This window comes from Draconibacterium halophilum (assembly GCF_010448835.1).
In the GTDB taxonomy this organism is placed as follows: domain Bacteria; phylum Bacteroidota; class Bacteroidia; order Bacteroidales; family Prolixibacteraceae; genus Draconibacterium; species Draconibacterium halophilum.
This window is the reverse complement of record NZ_CP048409.1, coordinates 1201485-1223038: the sequence shown is the minus strand read 5'-3', so window position 1 is coordinate 1223038 and position 21554 is coordinate 1201485. Positions and strand designations below refer to the sequence as shown.

At 39.6% G+C, this 21554-nt stretch carries 11 protein-coding genes; 10 read left to right on the top strand and 1 reads right to left on the bottom strand.

Annotated elements, in window-relative coordinates; genetic code table 11:
* Positions 1–71: 71 nt before the first annotated feature.
* The 6 genes from G0Q07_RS04920 (at position 72) to G0Q07_RS20220 (ending at position 9915) form a co-directional block, all read left to right on the top strand.
* Positions 72–512, top strand: coding sequence for a response regulator (locus tag G0Q07_RS04920; RefSeq protein WP_163345039.1), 441 nt, complete (start codon positions 72–74; stop codon positions 510–512).
* 87 nt (positions 513–599) lie between these two features.
* Complete coding sequence (locus G0Q07_RS04915; protein WP_163345038.1) at positions 600–4244, top strand: PAS domain S-box protein; 3645 nt, start codon at positions 600–602, stop codon at positions 4242–4244.
* Positions 4241–8320 carry a PAS domain S-box protein gene (locus G0Q07_RS04910; protein WP_163345037.1) on the top strand — a complete coding sequence of 1360 codons (4080 nt, stop codon included), beginning with the start codon at positions 4241–4243 and terminating at the stop codon, positions 8318–8320. Before G0Q07_RS04915 ends, G0Q07_RS04910 begins: the two co-directional genes overlap by 4 nt.
* A gap of 319 nt (positions 8321–8639) precedes the next feature.
* A complete protein-coding gene (locus tag G0Q07_RS20230; RefSeq protein ID WP_203532675.1) occupies positions 8640–8855 on the top strand; it encodes a hypothetical protein in 216 nt (71 codons plus the stop codon).
* Positions 8792–9241, top strand: a complete 450-nt coding sequence (locus G0Q07_RS20225) for an outer membrane protein assembly factor BamB family protein (RefSeq protein ID WP_203532674.1) — start codon at positions 8792–8794, stop codon at positions 9239–9241. Before G0Q07_RS20230 ends, G0Q07_RS20225 begins: the two co-directional genes overlap by 64 nt.
* A gap of 56 nt (positions 9242–9297) precedes the next feature.
* Entirely contained in the window at positions 9298–9915 is a 618-nt protein-coding gene (locus G0Q07_RS20220) for an outer membrane protein assembly factor BamB family protein (protein WP_394366531.1), read from the top strand.
* Positions 9916–9992: 77 nt separating this feature from the next.
* On the opposite strand, the gene G0Q07_RS04900 is transcribed toward G0Q07_RS20220, so the two are convergent.
* Complete coding sequence (locus G0Q07_RS04900; RefSeq protein WP_163345036.1) at positions 9993–12827, bottom strand: helix-turn-helix and ligand-binding sensor domain-containing protein; 2835 nt, start codon at positions 12825–12827, stop codon at positions 9993–9995.
* Positions 12828–13134: 307 nt separating this feature from the next.
* Between G0Q07_RS04900 and G0Q07_RS04895 the strand changes: the two genes are divergently transcribed.
* The 4 genes from G0Q07_RS04895 to G0Q07_RS04880 all read left to right on the top strand — a co-directional run bounded on the left by G0Q07_RS04895 (position 13135) and on the right by G0Q07_RS04880 (position 21551).
* Complete coding sequence (locus G0Q07_RS04895; RefSeq protein ID WP_163345035.1) at positions 13135–16167, top strand: SusC/RagA family TonB-linked outer membrane protein; 3033 nt, start codon at positions 13135–13137, stop codon at positions 16165–16167.
* Between the two features lie 12 nt (positions 16168–16179).
* Positions 16180–17709, top strand: a complete 1530-nt coding sequence (locus G0Q07_RS04890) for a RagB/SusD family nutrient uptake outer membrane protein (protein WP_163345034.1) — start codon at positions 16180–16182, stop codon at positions 17707–17709.
* A 12-nt stretch (positions 17710–17721) separates the two neighbouring features.
* A complete protein-coding gene (locus G0Q07_RS04885) occupies positions 17722–19464 on the top strand; it encodes a LamG domain-containing protein (RefSeq protein WP_163345033.1) in 1743 nt (580 codons plus the stop codon).
* A 131-nt stretch (positions 19465–19595) separates the two neighbouring features.
* Positions 19596–21551: a glucoamylase family protein gene (locus tag G0Q07_RS04880; RefSeq protein WP_246222985.1), complete on the top strand. Its 1956-nt coding sequence runs from the start codon at positions 19596–19598 to the stop codon at positions 21549–21551.
* Positions 21552–21554 lie beyond the last annotated feature (3 nt).

Here is a 21554-nt window from a genome sequence, read left to right as displayed (position 1 = left end):
GCATAAAAATGGCATCTTCAATCGCATTGCAAAGTTTAACTTTATAGAAAAATATATAACAGAAATTACTCATGAATAAAGAACTCACTATACTTCTTGCTGAGGACGATGAAGGACATGCCACGCTTATTAAACGAAATTTAAAACGTTCGGGCTTGTTAAACAAAATTATTCATTTTAAAGATGGGCAGGAGACACTTGATTTTTTGAATCAAGCCAAAAAAAAAGAGGAATACAAGGATAGTATTCCATCGTTGTTGTTATTGGATATTAAAATGCCAAAGGTTGATGGTATTGAAGTTTTACGCCAGGTGAAACAGGATCCTAAATTGAAAAAAATGCCCGTAATAATGATTACAACAACCGACGATCCGCGCGAGATAGATAATTGCCACGAACTGGGTTGTAGTAATTACATCGCAAAACCTATCGATTACGACAAATTTGTGGATGCCATACGGCAATTGGGATTATTTCTTCTAATAGTAGAGTTGCCGGAAATAAAAGATTAATTTTTGTGTATTCACCTAGTGTTACTTTCTTTAAGTTGCCCCAAATAAGTTTTGCGCTTCTTCTCAATTTCATTTATTTCAATATCCATGACAGAAAAAAATCTAAAAGGCCAGCCCAAAATAAATTCATTTAAAATAATTGTAATTGATGACGATGAAGGATTGAATTTTTTAATTCGAAAAAGACTCAAACGGGAGGATTTCCAGGTTGATTGGGCTGAAAATGGAAACGAAGCACTCTCTAAAACCACAGGGAAGGAGAACGAAGTTCTTCTAATTGATTACAAATTGCCGGATATGACCGGTAAGGAACTCATTGAAAAAATAACGAATAAATTCCGTACAACACCCCATTTTATTACCATGACCGGTTTTGGCGATGAAAAAATAGCGGTAGAAATGATGAAGCTGGGTGCACGAGATTACATTATTAAGGAAGCAGACTTTATTGATGTTTTTACTGAAAAAATAAAAAGGATTTGTAACGATATAGCAAATGAACATCGACTAAAAATTAACGAACGAAGCTACAAGGACATTTTTGAGAATATACAGGACACCTATTATGAATCCACTTTAGATGGTACGATTCTGGAAGTTAGTCCTTCAGTAAAAATTCTATCCAAAGGTCAAATTGTAAGAGAAGATTTAATTGGGCAAAACATTCTCCCTTTGTACAAAATACCTGAAAAAAGAAATCATTTTTTAGACCAACTTCAGCAAAAGGGTGAAATATCTAATTATGAGTTAGAACTGATAAACAAAGATGGCTCAATCATTACAGCTTCATTTTCGTCAAAAATTGTATTTGACGAATTGGGAAAGCCAATAAAAATTGTAGGCAGTATTCGGGATGTAACAAACCGAAAAAAAGCAGAAAAAACGCTTCGGAAAAACGAACAGGATTTACAAGCCGCCTACCAACAATTAAAGGCCAACGAACTGCAGTTAAAAGCATCGAATAAACAATTGCAGGCAAGCGAACAGGAATTAAAAAATACCATTGAACAGCTACGAAAAAATGAACAGCAACTTATAGCAAACAAAGAAAGAACAGAAAAATATTTAAACGTAGCCGCCGAAATTATTTTAACGCTCAATACAAAGGGCGAAATTACCTTATTAAACGACAGTGGAAGGGAATTACTGGAGTATAAAAAAGGAGAATTGCCTGGAAAAAATTGGATTACTACCTGTATTCCTGAACAATCAAGAAAAAAAGTGTCCTACGAGTTTCAGAAAATGATATCAGGTGACATTGCAAATTTTTCAACCGTCGAATCAGAAATCATATCAAGTTCGGGCGCAATAAAGACAATGCTGTGGCACAATACAATTCTGAAAGACGAAAATGATTGTATAATTGGAACACTAAGTTCGGGAGAAGATATATCGGCCAGAAAGGAAGCTGAAAAACAACTGCTGAACTTAAATTCTCAGCTTTCGTTGGCTCAAAATATTGCAAAACTAGGATATTGGAGCTTTAACATTAAAACACAACTCCCCAAATGGACGGATGAAGTTTTCAGGATGTTTGGCATTCCCAAAGAAAAAGGAGAGCCAGAGTTTATTGAACAAAAAAATTACATTCACCCTGATGATTGGAGTTTATATAACCATTCCGTAGAAAGGTTAATAAATGAAGCAGTTAGTTATGACATTCAGGTGAGAGTAGTGCATAACAATGGAAACACAATATGGATACGAACAAAGGGCTTCTCCGTAAAAAACAACAAAGGAGAGGTGACTGATTTATATGGAATAGTTCAGGATATTACAGACTACAAAATAACAGAGAAGCAGCTTATTGAACAGAAATTGCTGTTTGAAACCATGTTTAACGCCATTGAAGATGGCGTTGTTCTCACCGACCCATCACGAAAAATTACACACGCCAACAATGGAATTGAAAAAACATTTGGTTACAATCCCAAAAAGGTAATTGGAAAAAGCACCAAAATATTTTATGCCGATGAGGATAAATACAAAGATTCAGGTTCTGAATTATTTGGAGAAAATTCAATAAGCGATACGAATTTCTTTACAACGTACTATAGAGATAAACAGAATAAGGTTTTTCCCGGCGAAAGCTTTGGAGCAAAGTTGAAAAACGCCAATGGCGATTGGATTGGAAACCTGGGTATTATGCGTAACATTTCGGAACGTGTAAAATATATCGAAGATATTAAAAAAGCAAAAGCACTGGCCGAAAGAAACGAACAGGACTTCAGGTTACTTTTCGAAAATATGCACCAGGGGTTTGCCTTGCATAAAATGATATACAACAAAAATGAAGAGCCCATTGGATTTAAATTTGTTAAGGTTAGCCCCGCCTATGAAAAAATTACGAAAAGAAATATTTCAAAACTTATTGGGCAAAATGTTTATACTGCACTTCCGGAAACCGATCCCAAATGGATTTCCCTTTTTAATGATATAGCCCAAACCGGCAAGAATAAACAATTTGAGTATCACGATAAAGAAATTGATAAATACTATCTGATAAGTGCCTTTCAACCAAAACCGAAGTTCTTTGCTGTTCTTTTAACCGATATCACTTCTCTTAAAAAGTATGAAAAAGAACTCATTTCAGCCAAAGAAAAAGCCGTAGAAGCCGACCATTTAAAATCTGCCTTTTTGGCCAATATGAGTCATGAAATAAGGACTCCGATGAACGGCATCCTTGGGTTTACCAATTTACTTTTAGAACCTGAACTTTCAGGAAAACAACGGCAAGAGTTTATTGAAATCATTCAAAAAAGCGGAGATCGGATGTTAACAACAGTGAACGACTTAATTGATATTTCGCGTATTGAAACCGGACAGGTAAAACTTTCTGTCGAGGAATTTAACATCGGCAAAGAGTTAGAATCACATTTTCAATTCTTTCAACCAGAAGCAGAAAAGAAAGGAATTAAGTTGATATTAACCAGTTTATTACCAGACAACAACCGTATCAATAATGACTTACAGAAGTTTAATTCAATACTCACCAACTTGATTAAAAATGCTATAAAATTTACCAATACTGGATTTATTGAAATTGGTTGTATTAAAAAGGATGAGTACATCGAATGCTATGTAAAAGATTCAGGAATTGGCATTCCTGAAAACAGACAAGAAGCTATTTTCGATCGTTTTGTCCAGGCCGACATCACCGATTCACGTGCTTTTGAGGGCTCAGGCTTAGGTCTTGCCATTTCAAAAGCGTATGCAGAAATGATGGGTGGTAAGTTATGGGTAGAGTCGGAAAAAGGAGTTGGATCAACATTCTGTTTTACAATTCCATTCCAAAATTCTGAAAACAAAAAGAGCAATAATTCTATTAAAGATTCAATAAAACCTGCACCATTATTAAATAAGAAACTAAAAATACTGATTGCTGAGGACGATGAAGTCAGCTTTCAACACTTGTCTATTTTGTTAAAAGCTATTGCCGGCGAAATTATCCATGCACAAACGGGTATTGAAGCAGTTGATCTTTGTCGGGAAAATCCAGATATTAACCTGATATTAATGGATATAAAAATGCCGCTGTTAAACGGCTACGAAGCCACCCAGCGAATTAGAGAATTTAATACCGATGTAATAATAATTGCACAAACTGCCTTTGCGATGGTGGGCGACCGTGCCGCTACAATAAAAGCAGGATGTAACGATTATGTAACCAAGCCAATAAAGAAGGATCGATTATTTGAAAAAATAAAAATCTTATTAAACCCAGAACAATGATGATTAGCGACAAACATCCGGAATCAACCAAAGCAAATAAAGGTCAAAATTTTAAAATCATTGTTATTGAAGACGATGATGGATTGAACCGCTTAATTCAAAAAAAACTTCGAAAAGAAGGTTATGAAACCGAAGGAGCAATAACCGGAAAAGAAGCATTGGCTAAAACCACTGGTAATAAAAATGAAATACTTTTAATTGATTTTAAATTGCCTGATATGACGGGCAAGGAGTTAACAAATAAATTGATTGAGAACTACCACAAAATTCCTCCAATAATTGTAATTACCGGTTATGGCGACGAAAAAATTGCCGTTGAAATGATGAAGCTCGGCGTTTGGGATTACATGGTGAAAGAGCCCAATTTTATTGATATTTTACCTGTAAAAATTAAACACTTGTGTGGCGAAATTGAAAGAAATGAACAACTGGTGAAAGCAGAGGAGAATTTAGCTAAAAATCTGGAAGTTTTAAACGATACCGGGGAAATGGCACGCGTTGGTGGCTGGGAGATTAATTTGGAAAACAACACGGTTTACTGGACGCAAAGCACCAAAAAAATACATGAAGTTGCCGAAGATTATCTGCCAACGCTTGAGGAAGCGATTGGGTTCTTTCCCGGAGAATCAAAAAAACGGATGGAAAAAGCAATCGAGAAAGCCATTCAAGAAGGAATTCAATATGAAATAGAGTCGCAATTTGTAACTGCAAAAGGCAATACATTGTGGGTACATGCCATTGGGAAACCTGAACTAAAAGCGGGTAAATGTGTGCGTTTACATGGCACTTTTCAGGATATTACTTCGCGAAAAAAAGCCGAAAAAAATCTTAAAAATAAAAATGCCAAACTAAAACGAACGGAAGAATTAGCACATTTTGGTAGCTGGGAATGGGACATGAAATCAGATACTGTTACCTGGTCAGATGAATTGTTTCGCATATTCAAAATAGATCCTCAAAAAGGAGCACCGTCTTACGCAGAGCACCCTAAGCTTTATACTCCCGAAAGCATGAACTTGCTGGACCAGAAAGTAAAAGGAACAATTGACTCCGGCCAACCTTATAAAGTTGATCTGGTGATAATACGCGGCGACGGAACTAATGCGAATTGCACTGCACGTGGATTTGCAGAACACGATAAAAATGGGAAAATTGTAAGGTTATTTGGTTCTTTTCAGGACATTACTGAACGGAAAAAAGCAGAGGAAAAATTCAAATTAGTAGTTGACAATAGTCCATTCCCGGTTGCAGTAGTTGATGAAAAGGATCAAAATATTTTGTATTGGAGCAAGAATGCGTTGGAGTTATTTGGGCATAATCCGAAAACATCGGAAGAGTGGTACGAAATGGCCTACCCAAATCCGGAATATCGCAACAAAGTAATTGAGCGCTGGAAACCTAAATTGGAGATCGCCCGAAAACATTCAATGTCAGTTAACACCGGAGAATACGAGATACATTGTAAAAATGGAACAGTAAAAATTTGTGAGATTTATGCGCAATTTATCCCAGGCAGTTTAATTATAACGTTAAACGACATTACCGAAAAAAAGGAAGCAGAAGAACAATTAAAAGCACAGAATCAACAATTACAGGCCCGCGAGCAAGAATTGAAAGCATCCAATCAACAATTATTAGCAAGTGAACAACAACTGCGGGCAGCATTTCAACAGATGGAAGCCAATGAACAACAGCTAAGAGCTGCGAATCAGCAGTTAGTCGCTAACGAGCAACAATTGCAGGCTACAGTTCAACAATTACAGGCAGGCGAACAACAATTGAAGGCAGCAAACCAACAGCTAAAAGCCAGCGAAAAAGAATTACGCGATAGCAAAGAAACCGCTGAACGCTATTTAAATATTTCATCTGAAGTTATTTTATCCCTCGATATTAAAGGAAATATTTTAATCCTAAATGAAAGTGGCCATAAACTATTGGGCTTTAAAAACCAGGAATTGATAGGTGAAAACTGGTTTACAACTTGTCTCCCCAAAAATGATATAAAAGAAATTAAAGGAGTTTTTAAACAAATAATAGCAGGTGAATTAAGCAGAGTAGAACGTTATGAATCGGCTGTTGTTACAAGATCCGGTGAAATTCGTACTATTTTATGGTACAACAATACCTTGGTGGATAAAAACGGAAATATTACCGGATTATTGAGTTCCGGAGAAGATATTACCGAAAGAAAAAAGGCAGAACAGCAGTTAGCCGAAAGTGAGGAGAAATACCGTGCATTGTATCAAAATGCTCCTCTTGCTTATCAATCGTTAAACATTAACGGAGAAATAAAAGATGTTAATCCTCAGTGGTTAAAAACACTAGACTATACAAAAGAGGAAGTTGTTGGCAAATGGTTCGGCAATTTTCTTGCTCACGATTACAGGGAACATTTTCGTAGAAACTTCAAACAATTTAAAAAGAAAGGAACTATAGGTGGTGTTGAATTTAACATGGTGCGAAGCGACGATGCCGAAATTACCGTCTCTTTCGAAGGATGTATCGGTTATGACGACAAAGGGAATTTCAAACAAACGTACTGTACTTTTAAAGAAATCACACAACAAAAAAAGGCAGAACAGGAATTAAAGGAAAGTGAATCATTTTTAAAAGCAATATTTGAAAATAGTATCAATGCCATAGTCGTTTCCAACAATCAGGGAAATTATATTTCAGCAAATGATGCTGCTGCATTACTGCTAGGGTATGCAAAAGAAGATTTGCTAAAAATGAAGGTGGGTGAATTGCATACCATTGAAAAAAGTGGAGCATCAAAAAAATACAATAACTATTTAAAGAACGGCAGAGACAGCGGTGAATTTGAATTTATTACTCCGGAAGGCATAAAGAAAACCGCACTATACAGCGCGGTTCGGATTAAAAAAGATTTTAACCTGAGTATTTTATCTGATATAACAGACCGTAAGCAAGCAGAAGTAGAATTAATTGATGCCAAAGAAAAAGCGGAAGAAGCCGACCGCTTAAAATCAGCATTTTTGGCGAATATGAGTCACGAAATCCGAACACCAATGAACGGGATTCTTGGGTTTACCAGTCTGCTTCAAGAGCCTAATCTTTCAGGCAAAGAACAGCAAAAGTTTATTGAAATAATAAAAAGAAGTGGAGACCGCATGCTTAATACGATAAACGATATAATTGATATTTCAAAGATTGAGACCGGCCAAATGGATTTATCCATAAACGAAATGGATGTTTCCGAAAAAATTGAAACCCATTATAACTTTTTTAAGGTAGAGGCAGAAACAAAAGGATTAAAGCTTTTGCTTCGGAATTTATTAACGGATGACGAAAAACAGATAAAATCAGATAAACAGAAATTTAATTCCATTCTTTCCAACCTGATAAAAAATGCGATTAAATATACCGACAGGGGAAGCATTGAGATTGGCTGCAGTAAAGTAAATAATCAGTTGCAGTGTTATGTGAAAGATACAGGAATTGGAATTCCGAAAAACAGGCAAGAAGCTATTTTTAACCGTTTTGTGCAAGCAGATATTTCGGATACACATGCTTTTCAAGGATCAGGTTTAGGGCTGGCAATTTCCAAAGCTTATGTTGAAATGCTAGGTGGAAAAATCTGGTTTGAAAGCGAAGAAGGAGTAGGATCGCAATTTTATTTTACCATTCCTTTTAATTCTTCTACTAGCGAAACAGCTGAGAGCAATCCCGCTTCTACTGAACACCAACCTCTAAAAATGGAATTAAAAATGCTCATTGTTGAGGATGATGAATTTGCGATTACCTATTTAAGCGCCATACTTAAAGAATATGCAAAAACTTTATTAATTGCCAAAACAGGAATTGAAGCCGTGGAAATCTGCCGTAATAATTCAGAACTAGACATCGTTCTAATGGATATTAAAATGCCCGGTATTGACGGCTACGAGGCAACACGACAAATACGTGAATTCAATAAACAAGTATTTATAGTGGCACAAACAGCTTACGCACAATCGGGCGACCGGGAAAAGGCAATAATAGCTGGATGCGATGAGTATATTTCGAAACCTATTAACAAAAATCGACTATTGGAAATAGTAGCTAACCATTTTTGATTTAAATTCCATTGAAAAACCAATCTCCTTGTGATTATTACTTTTAGAAGGTGGAATAAAAACTAATTTTGCAAAAAATATATTTTAATGAAACGAACATGAAATTTTTCATTCAAAAATTACAAAAACTAGAATGAATAAATTTGATGTGAGAGCGACGGATGGAGCGGTTCCATCTGTCAAATTTGAATTTTTAGATTCATCAAGAAATTAAAATTTATACGGATGAAACGAGCATGTAAAATAATTGCACCCAAGAGGATAATAAAAATAGATGCGAGTTCCATGTTATACTATAAAAATCAACAATTTTAACAGAATGAAACAGCGACTACTACTTCTGACACTTCTCTTTTCAACAATAACTGCTATGGCACAGGAATGGCCGGATTGGCGTGGTCCTAACCGCGATGGCGTTTGGAATGAATCAGGTATAACCGAAAAGTTTGAATCGGAAATAATTCCTGTAAAATGGTCAGTATCAATTGGCCCGGGCTATTCGGGCCAACTGTTGCCAATGGAAAAGTTTATGTAAGCGACCGCATTGAAAAACCAAATCAGCGTGAACGCGTGCTTTGTGTGGATGAAAAAAACGGAGAAAAGATTTGGGAATTTTCTTATGATTGTGTGTACTCCGGCGTTGGCTACCCTGCCGGCCCAAGAGCTTCGGTAGTTATTAATAATGGCAAAGCCTATTCGCTTGGAACAATGGGGCATTTTTATTGTTTTGATGCCGCTTCAGGAGAGGTGATTTGGAATAAGGACCTGAATACCGAATACGAAATTATTATGCCTATATGGGGAATTGCAGCTACTCCTTTAATTGTTGACGAAATGATTATAGTGCATGTGAGTGGTAGTAATAATGCATGTATTGTAGCCTTTAATAAAATACAGGCAAAGAAATCTGGCGGAGTTTAGAGGATAGAGCTGGATATTCGGCTCCAATATTTATCGAAAAAAATGGAAAACAGGTAGTGGTAAACTGGACCGAACACAGTTTGTCGGGATTAAATCCTAAGACTGGCGAAGTGTATTGGCGTTTTCCCTGGAAAACCGGCTCAGGAATGAGTATTGCCACTCCGGTATTAGCAAACGATCATATCTTTGTTAGTGCTTTTTACAGTGGCTCGTTGCTGGTAAAATTAGGCGATGATTACACTAGTGCCGAAAAAGTATGGCAACGCAGTGGTGAAAGTGAGCGTAAAACCGATGCTTTACATTGTGTAATGAATACCCCGGTAATTATAGGCGAATACATTTACGGAGTGGATAGTTATGGCGAGTTACGTTGCCTCGACTTTCATACTGGCGACAGGATTTGGGAAGATCAAACCGCCGTAAAACGAAACCGTTGGGCAAACATTCATTTTATTCAGCACAACGATAAAATATGGATGTTTAACGAGCAGGGAGAATTAATAATTTCAGAATTATCGCCTGAAGGATTTACCGAGATTAGCAGGGCTAAATTAATTGATCCCACTAAAAAACAATTGCCTCGTGGCGTAACCTGGACTCACCCTGCATTTGCCAATAAACATGTTTTTATTCGTAACGATAATAAACTGATTTGTGCTGATTTATCAAAATAGTAACTGAAACTCCGTGCAGCGGTAGTGCAGCAATTAAAACTTTCTGTAAAAATCATTTTAGAATAAAACTCACGCTATTAAACCGAAAACATAACATCGGTGAGCGAATCCTCGGGTTCCAGTTTGAGCTTTTTCCTTAACTTATAACGATGGTTTTCAACGCCGCGAATTGAAATCCCAAGTAGTGGTGCAATTTCCTTCGACGACAAATTCATTCGCAGATAAGCACAAAGTTGCAGGTCGCTCGATGTGAGGTCAGGATATTTATTCTTCATTTTCTGGAAAAACTGTTCGTGTGCCCGCTCAAAATTATTCTCAAAAATCTGACGATCATCCCTACTCGAAATATTCTTGTCTATTTTATTATTGAGATAATTGTAATATTTATCTGGGTAGCGCGATCCCAGCTCGTTCTTCTGTTTTCTCACTATATTTTTTAAATCAAGCAAAAATTCATTCTTTCGAATAATCGCCATTGTTGAGTTTGCTAATTCTTTGCTCTTAAACTGTACTTCGTCTCGCAGTTTGTCATTTCTCAGCCGTATAATTTCGCGTTCGCGCTTTTCAAGTCTTAGCTGTTCTTTTTTTCGGGTTTGTTTCACTCCCCACCTTCGGAACAATAAAAGCGCTCCGATTAAAATGAACATGTAAATAAATATGGCAAGCTTTGTGCCCAATAGTGCTGGCAGAATTTTAAAATCAAAGGTATAAAGCTGGCTTTCGTTACCCCAAATATCAACAGCTTTTACTTGTAGCTGATAGTCTCCGCGCGGTAATCTTTCAAACTGAAATTCGGGGTTCGCCACACTTTCCGACCAGCCCTGATGCAAGCCCCTTAAAAAATACTTGTATGATACCGGAAATTCATTGAGCATAGGAAAAGAGAAGCGGAATTTTACGTTGTTCAGCGTGTTCTTAATCTCGGTTTTATTGGTGTTAAGTGGCAAAAATACCGATCTACCGCCATTACGTTGCAGCTCAATCGTTCTCACCTCTGGCGCGTAACGCCCAATCATACTTGTGGCTGAATCGCTCACCGAAGCATCAAGAAAAGCCAGCCCGTTTTGCAAACACAAAATTCCGGTATATTCATTTCCAGGAAGTATATTTTCGAAACCTTCAACCAACAACGGATCGTTAAACAACGAAGTCGGAAACTCTTTAATCAGTTTCACATCGTTTTGTACAATGGAAAACAAACCGATTGATGATGACTCGATAAACCAGTAATAATTATCAGGAGCTTTAACAATTCGGTTGGCTGCTGCATATTTCCCCAAATTTACATTTAAAGTATCGTATGGGAGAATAGAATTTGTAAGATCGTCGAAGGTATATAATTTTTCGCCGGTAGTAAAAACAATACGTTTTTCAATTTTAAAAACATGTATGGAATGGTCTTTCCCAAATGTCTCCTCTCCGAAATATTCAGGTTCGCCCACTGCTTTTGTCCGTTCTTCATCCACTTGAATTTTAAAAATTCCTCGGTGCATGTGGCTGGCCCAGATATTTCCTAAATGATCGAATTCAATATAACGGATCAGATTACTAAAATGCTCGATGTAGTTTCGAAACGCTATTCCGTCGTTGGTTTTGTTGTATACAACAATGCGGTTGTAGGTAGATTGCAAAAGCAAGTCGGGATGAAACGGATCCTGCACAAAATTGAATGCTCCTCCTTCAGATGAGATAACTCTTTTTACCCCATTCTTTAGCACAAAACTCCCCTGGTTGTGCCCTATTAATAGCTCGTCGTCAATTACTTTCAGATCCCATATCTGATCCTGCGTGCCCTGAACAAGTTTAATATCATCATTATCCAAATCAAGCGATCCTTTAAACAAACCCTGGTTCGTACCAAGGAACAGATTGTTCTCGAAAATGGCGGTCGAGTATATAGCGCCCGCTCCTGGTAGCTTTTTAACCACAAAACTTTTATTGGGATTGTCGGCAACAAAACCAATTCCAATATCGAGTGCCAGCCAGGTATTCTCTCGTTCGTCGGTTGCAATGCCCAACACCGTGTTATTCGGAAGACCATTTCTCGAATTTACTTTTGTTATCAGTTTTCCAAAACCGTCAAATGCCACAATTCCGTCAACCAGCGAACCAATAATATATTGTCCGGTTTTGGTTCGACAGGCCCTGTTTAATTCGTTCTCGATAAAATACGAGGTCCATTCTTCATTCCATTGTTTCAGCACATTTCCATCCCAAAGAAAAATTCCTCTGTCGGCTGTACCAATCAGCAGCTTTTCGTTGTCGGCAGAAATAATAAATTTAACCGTTGTACCAATTAACGCATCGTCGAATATAATTCGTTCTACATTATCGTTTTCAACTTCCCATATGCCATTATCCCTGACAGAAACCAAAATACGATCTTCAACCTGATTCATTACCGAGATACCCCCATCAAGATGCAGCGAGAAAACACTATCATTATGATAAGCCAGAATTTTATTAAAGGATTGAAAGTAAACGTAATCATCTTTTACAGCGATGTTCCAAATCTCCAGGTTGGGGTTTTCTTCAAGAAATGATTTGGCTTCCTGGTTAAGCGACTCGTAGACCAGTTCTCCGGTAGGTGTTGTTTTCCAAAAGCCCAGTTCCCTGTATCCGCCAGTGTAAACAACCGAGTCGGCAACCGCTTTAACCGATCGTACAATGGTATTGTTTGGTAACCTGTTCATCGTCCAGTTGGTTCCGTCGAACGAAAGAAGCCCCGAATGATTGGCAAAATAAATGATGCCGTTGTTGGCAATACTAACGCCCCAGTTTTGCCGGGCTCCTTTATATATGGTTTGGTCGAATTTTACCACTCCCGTTTCTTCTTCCAAAGCCAGAGAAGTGATAGCCCAAATAACCAAAAAGATGGTGCCTACGATCGATTTTGTTCCGGTTCCAAGCATCGAATGTTAATGATTTAACAGATGATAAATTGATACAATTCTTCTGGGTTCTACTCCAAACCCCATTTTTTGTGAAATAAATAAAATTAAATGTATAAAAAAATAAAAAGAATCCATAAACAAAACACCATTTTAAACCCTGTTTTACAACTACTTACAATTATTGTTTCTTTTACAAGATGAGGTAATGATGAGGTTGTTAAAGCGATTCACTTTCGCCGAAAGTATCAATAGTGTGTCTATTTGATTGTTTCCCTCCTCAATGTCAGCGTAACTTTGAGATCAAACTAATTCAAATTTTAAAGTTATGCGAAAAACATTCTTTATTGTATTTCTCCTTTTTTCGTTTTCAACCCTATTTGCCCAGGATAGAATTTCTATCTCCGGTACAGTGGTTGATGCAAGCGGAATAACTCTGCCGGGAGTATCCGTTTTGGAAAGAGGAACAACTAACGGAGTTGTTACAGACATTGACGGCAATTATACATTGTCGGTTAAAGAGGGAGCCACTGTAGTATTTAGTTACATTGGTTTTCTTTCACAGGAAATTAAACCACAACAATCAGGCACAATCAACATTCAGCTACAGGAGGATGTAGTTGGCCTTGAAGAAGTTGTAGTAGTTGGATATGGTGAGATCAAGGTAAAAGACCTTACCTCATCCATTTCAACTGTTAAATCGGAAGAACTGGCAAAAACACCAAGCGGACAAGCCATGCAGGCGTTGCAGGGGAAGGTTGCCGGTGTACAAATCGTAAACTCCGGAGCACCCGGTGGCGAGCCTACAGTTCGTATTCGTGGTGTTGGGTCTTTCCCAAGCAGTAGTAACTCATCGCCTCTTTATGTTGTTGATGGAATGTATTTCGACAACATCGATTTCCTTAACCCATCAGACATTGAAACCTTATCGGTTTTAAAAGATGCATCGGCATCGGCAATTTATGGTGTTAGGGCGGCCAACGGAGTGGTACTTATTTCCACCAAAAAAGGTGCGTTAAACACGAAAACAAGTATTACTTACGAAGGATACTATGGTATCCAGGTTCCGCAAAACGTTATGCAAATGGCCAATGCCGAACAATTTGTTGATTACGTTTACCAAACCGGTTCGGCAGCCGATATTAGTTTTGTCGAAAATGCCATGCAGCGCTATGGCCGTAGCCGGGTAAATCCAAATGTGCCAAACGTTAATACCGACTGGTATGCCGAGATTATGAAATCGCATGCCCGCCAGCAAAACCACTCGGTTTCTGTTTTAGGTGGTAATGATAAAACATCTTACTCAATGGGTATTAATTACTACGATCAGGAAGGTTTGCTGGAAGCTGAAGATTCGTACAAAAGGATGAATATTCGTGCTTCTATCGATCACCAGGCAAATGACTGGCTTAAGACCGGCGTTAACTTCAATGTTAGTAACGGAACGCGTTACATAGCGAGTAGTTCTGCCTGGTTCAGTGCGTATCATGCTGTTCCGATATTGCCCGTTTATGACGAACAGAATTACGAAGATTTGGTAGCGCAAGGAATTGATTACCCAAGTAATTATTCAAGTGCCCAGCTGTTGGACTACCGCGGTTCGCAAAACCCGTTTTTAAGTCTTGCTTATAATGATTCGCGTCAGGATATCCGAAAAGTGCTTGCCGGTATTTATGCCGAAGTTGAGCTACTGCCAAATATGCTGAAATTTAAAAGTACCTACAATTCGTCGATGATGTTTCTGAAAGCCCGTAGTGTTGGCTTGCCTTATTACATTACCAATTCAACAAGACGAAGTTTGTCGACCATTTCATCATCAAGAACAACCAATGTGAATCATTTCTTTGATAACACATTAACCTATACAAATAGTTTTGGCGACCACAATGTTTCGGCTATGGCAGGTATGTCATTCCGCGATGAGTGGTACGACTATCTGGGTGGTTCTGCCGAAGATATTCCGCTAAACGAAAATGCCTGGTACATTAACCAGTCGCAGTCGGAGACTTCAAAACAAGTAGGCGACAATGGAGAGCGTCTTTATGGAATCTCGTATTTCGGACGTATTTCATACAACTACAGTAATAAATACATTGCCTATTTTACCATCCGTCAGGAAGGAACGCAAAAGTACCAGGAGAAATGGGGAACTTTCCCGGCCTTTGGTTTAGGTTGGGTGGTTTCTGAAGAAAGCTTTATGGATAATACCGGTATTCTCAACTACCTAAAACTAAGAGGTGGCTGGGGAAAACTGGGCAACGATAAAATTGCCCGCCAGGATGGAGCAAATACAACCAATCCGGTTTATTTGGCCATCGACGATATGCAGGTTGACGGAACAACAACAACCAGTACATTTGGCTATTTAGGTTGGGAAACTGTAACCGGTACAAATGTTGGTTTAAATGCCGAATTGTTTGACAACCGACTGAGTATAGACGCCGATTACTTTATTCGCGACACTGAAGACGCTGCCATTCCGGTAAGCCTAAAATTACAGTCGGGAAGTGTTTTGCGTAACGTCGGAACAATTCGTAACTCGGGACTGGAACTGGCAGTTACCTGGAGAAACGAAATTAACAAAGACTTTAGCTATACTGTTGGAGGTAATTTCTCGACACTTAAAAACGAAGTGCGCGACCTTTACGGACAATCCTATATTAATGGAGGTCAGGCTGAGTTCAGACAACGGTCGCAGGTGGGTGAGCCACTGCTTTCGTTCTATGGCTACGAAGTTGCCGGAATCTACCAAAACGAATCGGAAATTAGTGCTGATCCTGTTGCTGTCGATAACTCGCTGGTTCCCGGCGATTTCAAATATGTGGACCAAAACAACGATGATGTAATCAATGACGACGACAAAGTATTCCTTGGTTCGTACATACCAACTTTCTCGTACGGTGGATTTATTGGGCTGAACTATAAAGACTTCGAATTCTCGATGAACATTATGGGGCAAACCGGAAATAAAATTCTGAACCGTAAACGTGGTGAGATCATCTGGACAAACGATACCAACATCGACGCAGATTTGGCAAACGGCTTATGGACAGGTGAAGGAACATCGAATAAATACCCATCAGCTTCGGCATTACGCCGCGGATGGAATCAAAACTTTAGCGATTACCTGGTGGAAGATGGAAACTTCTTTCGCATCCAGAATATTCAGTTGGCCTATAACATTGACGGCAAAAAGCTGTTTGGCGCCGGAATGCCCGATGCCAGAGTATTTGTAACTGCAGAAAAGCCGCTTACGGTATTTAAGTATAACGGATTTAATCCTGAAATATCAAACGGTATCGATCGTCAGTTTTACCCGGTTCCGGCCGTCTATACAATTGGTGTAAATCTAAAATTCTAAACACTTTAAGACATGAAGAAGAAACTATTAATAAAATATTTTGCACCCGTATTTTTAAGCGGGCTGCTATTGGTATCGGGAATAGGATGTACCGACAAATTGGATGAACCATTTGAAAACGAATCGTTTACGAGCGATGTGGATTACACCATTGCCGAAGATATGGACCTACCACTTCTGGGAGCTTATTATGGCTTTTATACCCGTGCATGGGAAGAACCATTAACACTGGGAATTCGTGGCGATGATGTAAACGCTGCCGGCGATCAGGTTCCTATGACCGAACAGGATAATTTTACTTATATGGCTAGCCACTGGAATGCCAATTCGGTTTGGCAGCAACACTACAACGATATTGTAAATATTTTTACTGCAATCGATGAGATTAATAAGTACCGCGAAGCATCAGGTAACGATGCAATGGCCGATCAGTATATTGCCGAATGTCGTGTTATGCGTGCTTATTTATACCTGAACGTTGCACGAACTTTTGGTGGTTGTATTATAATCGACGATTTGGATAATATTCAAAATACTCCGTTAAGCAATAAAGCACAAGTGATGCAATACATTGTGGATGAAATGAGTGACGCCATTCCAAACCTTCCTGATGTACATCCAAACAAACGTACCGATATTCCGGGAGGAATGACAAGCTATACAGCCTACGCAATTCAGGCTTTAGCTTACCAGGAAATGGAAGATTACCAGGGAGTGGTAAATGCAACTTCGCAAATTATTAACTCCGGCGAGTTTCAATTGGCTGACGATTTTTACCACCTCTTTAAAAAGGCCGGTAAATTGGACGATGAAAACATTATGGAATTCCAATATTCTGATTTCAACCAGGGAGAAGGCGACCGTTTCGGTTTCTTATTTGCACCGTTTGGAATTGGCGGATGGACACCCGTTGTAACAGGTGCTGGCGCCGGCTGGGGATTCTATGAGCCTACCATGAAGTACATCGAATTCATGCTCGACAGAGGTGAAGTTGTACGACTGGAAACCAGTGTAATTTTCACACCCGATGGAATTACCGAGTTGAGAAATGATTATGGCGATATTCCGGAATGGATTAGCAATACCAACCGCGAAGGCGATATTTTTAATAACAACGCCCGCATGAATTTTGTGAGTGGAAAACACAGCCAACCTTCCACTGAATTGGTTCCCGGAAGAACATCCTATGGAAGTAATAAAAACTTTATTGTTATCCGTTACTCAGAAATGTTGCTGATGTATGCCGAAGCCATCACTCGTGGAGCAAACGCCGGCTCAATGAGCGCTGACGATGCGGTAAACATGGTTCGTGCACGCGCCGGATTAACCAACCTATCGGGTGTTACCACACAAGATGTACTCGACGAAAAATTTGCCGAACTGGCAATGGAATGGGGCATTCGCTATTACGACATGGTGCGTACTGAAAACACCAGTGAGCTCTCGCATGAAGGTAAAACTTTTACAATGGACAAAGCCTATCTGCCATTCCCGGCCGATCAGGTAGCTGAGTTACCACAACTGGAAGAAGGAATTCAATAAAAACTACAAAACATGAAGACTTATAATAAAATATTTTTACTTGCATTGATCCTTTTTGCTTTCAATGCATGCGATCAAAACTACATCGATGGAATATCTGCTGTAGATCCGGGAGCTGATGAAACAGCTCCTCAGGTAACCATTAACTTTCCGCCCGAAGGTTACGAAATTCAGACCAACGATGCTATTGCCTCAGTTGATATTGATTTTGAAGTGCGTGACGATATTGAAATCGGATCCATTTCGGTGAATATCGACGGCGCAGAAATTGCCAGCTATTCGGAGTTTATGGATTACCGCGTGGCAATGCGAACTTATACATACGATAATGTTACAACAGGCTCGCACGTATTAAGTGTTACTGCCACCGACCTCGACGGAAAAACGACAACGGCAACTGTAAACTTTGCAAAATCGCCACCATACGTACCGCAATACGAAGGCGAAATTTTCTACATGCCGTTTAACAACGAATTCCGCGAAATGAACAGCCTTCAACTGGCAACAAAAGTTGGAAATCCTACATTTGCTGACGGTATTCAGAAAGGAACTGCTTACAGCGGTGCTGCTGATTCGTACCTCACATTCCCTACAACAATTCTGCAGGGAGCAACTGAAGTTAGTGCAAGTTTCTGGCTGAAAGTTGATAACAGTATGGACAGAGCAGGAATTCTTGTAGTAGCTCCTCCAGCCGATAACAATAACGACCGTTCAAAAGGGTTCCGTTTCTTCCGCGAAAATGCAAGCGGTAAACAACGCTTTAAATTGAATGTAGGTAACGGCACTGCTGATAGCTGGTTTGATGGTGGTGCAGCTGCCGATGTTGAGCCAAATACCGGCGAATGGACACACTTTGCATTTAGTATTTCAGAAACGAGCGCAGAAGTTTACATCAATGGAGAATTGGTAAAAGGAGGAGACTTCAGTGGAATTGACTGGACAGATTGCGATGTAATCTCAATTATGTCGGGTGCTCCAAACTGGACCGGATGGGATCACCTGTCAGACGGAAGTTTAATGGATGAACTGCGTATTTTTAATACCGCACTTACCCAGGACGAAGTTCACACTATAATGCTGAAGGAACAAGCTTCTTTCTACATGGATTTTAATGGTGATTTTAAAGAAGCTATTAGCAGCGAAGATGCAACAGTTGTGGGTAATCCATCATTTGATTATAGCGGTGGTGTTGATGGTGATGCCTACCAGGGAGCGGCTGATGCTTACCTTACTTTTTCAACTGCCGATGTTGATGTTCAGGGTGAAGAATTCAGTGCCAGTTTCTGGATGAATATAAATGCAACTCCTGACCGCGCAGGTATTTTGGTAATGGGACCGGAAGATACCGCCAATCCTGATGCGCAAAATGACAGAGCAAGTGGTTTCCGCTTCTTCCGTGAAAATGCCAGTGGCATGCAACGTTTTAAACTAAATGCCGGTAACGGAACTGCAGACTCGTGGTTCGATGGTGGCGCGGCTGCCGATGTTGATCCAACCACAGGCAACTGGGTACACATGGCATTTGCTATTTCGGGTACTGAAGCACGCGTTTACATTGATGGTGTTGAGGTAAAACAAGGTGATTTCTCCGGAATTGACTGGACCGGCTGCGACTTGCTTTCTATCATGTCGGGATCGCCACGTTTTAACGGATGGGATCACAAGTCGGACGAAAGTTTAATGGACGAACTGTACTTATTCAAAAAAGCACTTTCTGCTGAAGAAGTGACTTTAATGATGCAAGACGGTTTATAGAGTAATATAAGGTAGTTTACAGAATTGGCCCACTGTGATTTGCAGTGGGTCAATTCAAACTTTTTTTTGAATTTTAACAACACGCTTATCTGCATATATTGATGCGAATTTTCCATAAATTATTATTCCTCTTGTTGCTTACAGTAACGATCGTTTCCTGCAGCAAAGTTGATTCCGAGGCAGAAAAACCAGGTGAAGATCTGGCAATTACTTACGCCTACATTGGCGAAACAGCACTTACCGCAAGTGGACAAAACACAAACATTACCATCGACGAAACGATTGAGATCCGTTTCAACGCTGCGGTGAATATGGTATCTGCCGAGGCAAGTATCAATCTATTCGATGCAGCTAATAATCCCCTGGCATTAACTTTTTCCTATTTCAACAATAACCAGTTGGTTAAGATCGATCATCAGGACCTGGATGAAAATGCAACTTACACCTTAACAATCTCATCCGGTTTAAAAGGGGCAAACGAAGAGCCTTTTAAAGGACAAACGTATACATTTTCAACGCTCACATCACCATTGGTTTTGGAAAGTGTGCAAATTGATGAAGTGACTTACAATCCGTTGTCACGAATTTTAGATATTAACCGCAAACCTGTCATCCGGCTGCAATTTAATTCAGCCGTTTCGAAAGACGACATTTCCCTTTACTCATCATATTCCAGCAATGGAACGTCGGTGGCTTCAACATTTAACCAGTTAGATGAACAAACAATTTCTGTTGAGATTTCGCAGGAAATGGAAGGTTTTAGTAAAACCGTTTTTGCCATTTCATCAAACATTGAAAATCGTATTGACCGGCCATTCGAAGGGCTGGAACTGAACTTTTACACGCAAGCCGATACCACTCCAAAATTCCCTGTAATTTCAGACGAGGAATTATTAACGCTGGTTCAACGGCAAACTTTCAACTATTTCTGGGATTTCGCGCATCCGGTAAGCGGATTGGCACGCGAACGAAATACTTCGGGAAATACGGTTACCACAGGTGGTTCCGGTTTTGGAGTGATGTCGATACTGGTAGGTATCGAACGTGGATTTATTACCCGCCAGCAAGGAATCGACAGATTGGAAACTATTGTCGAATTTTTAACTGATGCCGACCGTTTTCATGGCGTATGGCCACACTGGTTAAACGGCGAAACCGGAAAAACCATTCCGTTCAGCTCGAACGACGATGGCGGTGATTTGGTTGAAACGGCTTTTATGATGCAGGGATTATTGACCGTAAGGCAGTATCTGAATTCCGGCAATTCACAGGAATCATCTCTGATCAACAAGATCAACACCATTTGGGAAACCATTGAATGGGACTGGTACACGCAAGGTGGACAAGATGTGTTGTACTGGCACTGGTCGCCCAATAACGACTGGGCAATGAATATGAAGATAAGAGGCTGGAATGAAGCACTGATAATTTATGTGCTGGCGGCTTCATCGCCAACACACACCATCGGTAAAGATGTGTACACCAAAGGCTGGGCGCGTGATGGTAACATGATGAACACCGATAATAATTCGTTTTACGGCTACACCTTGCCATTACGTAATGATATGGGCGGACCGTTGTTCTTTTCACATTATTCATTCCTCGGGCTCGATCCGCGAAATCTTTCCGATCAGTATGCCAACTATTGGGAACAAAATGTAACGCACACAAAAATAAATCAGGCTTACTGCGCTGATAATCCACAGAACTATGTGGCGTATTCCAATGATTGCTGGGGACTTACTGCCAGCGACGGCTACTCTGGCTATTCGGCACACTCGCCAAACAACGACCGGGGCGTTCTTACACCTACAGCTGCACTGTCATCGATGCCTTATACACCTGAGGAATCGATGAAAGCTTTGCACTATTTCTACTACACTTTAGGAGATAAATTGTGGGGAGATTATGGATTCTACGATGCTTTTGATTTTACCAACGGCTGGGTGGCTGATTCTTACCTGGCTATCGATCAGGGGCCGATTGTAGTGATGATTGAAAATTACCGGACCAACTTGCTTTGGGACTTGTTTATGTCGTGTCCAGAAGTACAATCCGGATTGACAAAACTTGATTTTACGTATTAACAG

What these genes read in the sequence shown, in the direction of transcription:
- G0Q07_RS04920 (WP_163345039.1), top strand. Translation starts at nt 72, where the DNA reads ATGAATAAAGAACTCACTATACTTCTTGCTGAGGACGATGAAGGACAT.
- G0Q07_RS20225 (WP_203532674.1), top strand. Translation starts at nt 8,792, where the DNA reads ATGGTCAGTATCAATTGGCCCGGGCTATTCGGGCCAACTGTTGCCAAT.
- G0Q07_RS20230 (WP_203532675.1), top strand. Translation starts at nt 8,640, where the DNA reads ATGAAACAGCGACTACTACTTCTGACACTTCTCTTTTCAACAATAACT.
- G0Q07_RS04895 (WP_163345035.1), top strand. Translation starts at nt 13,135, where the DNA reads ATGCGAAAAACATTCTTTATTGTATTTCTCCTTTTTTCGTTTTCAACC.
- G0Q07_RS04900 (WP_163345036.1), bottom strand. Translation starts at nt 12,827, where the DNA reads ATGCTTGGAACCGGAACAAAATCGATCGTAGGCACCATCTTTTTGGTT.
- G0Q07_RS04915 (WP_163345038.1), top strand. Translation starts at nt 600, where the DNA reads ATGACAGAAAAAAATCTAAAAGGCCAGCCCAAAATAAATTCATTTAAA.
- G0Q07_RS04890 (WP_163345034.1), top strand. Translation starts at nt 16,180, where the DNA reads ATGAAGAAGAAACTATTAATAAAATATTTTGCACCCGTATTTTTAAGC.
- G0Q07_RS04910 (WP_163345037.1), top strand. Translation starts at nt 4,241, where the DNA reads ATGATGATTAGCGACAAACATCCGGAATCAACCAAAGCAAATAAAGGT.
- G0Q07_RS04885 (WP_163345033.1), top strand. Translation starts at nt 17,722, where the DNA reads ATGAAGACTTATAATAAAATATTTTTACTTGCATTGATCCTTTTTGCT.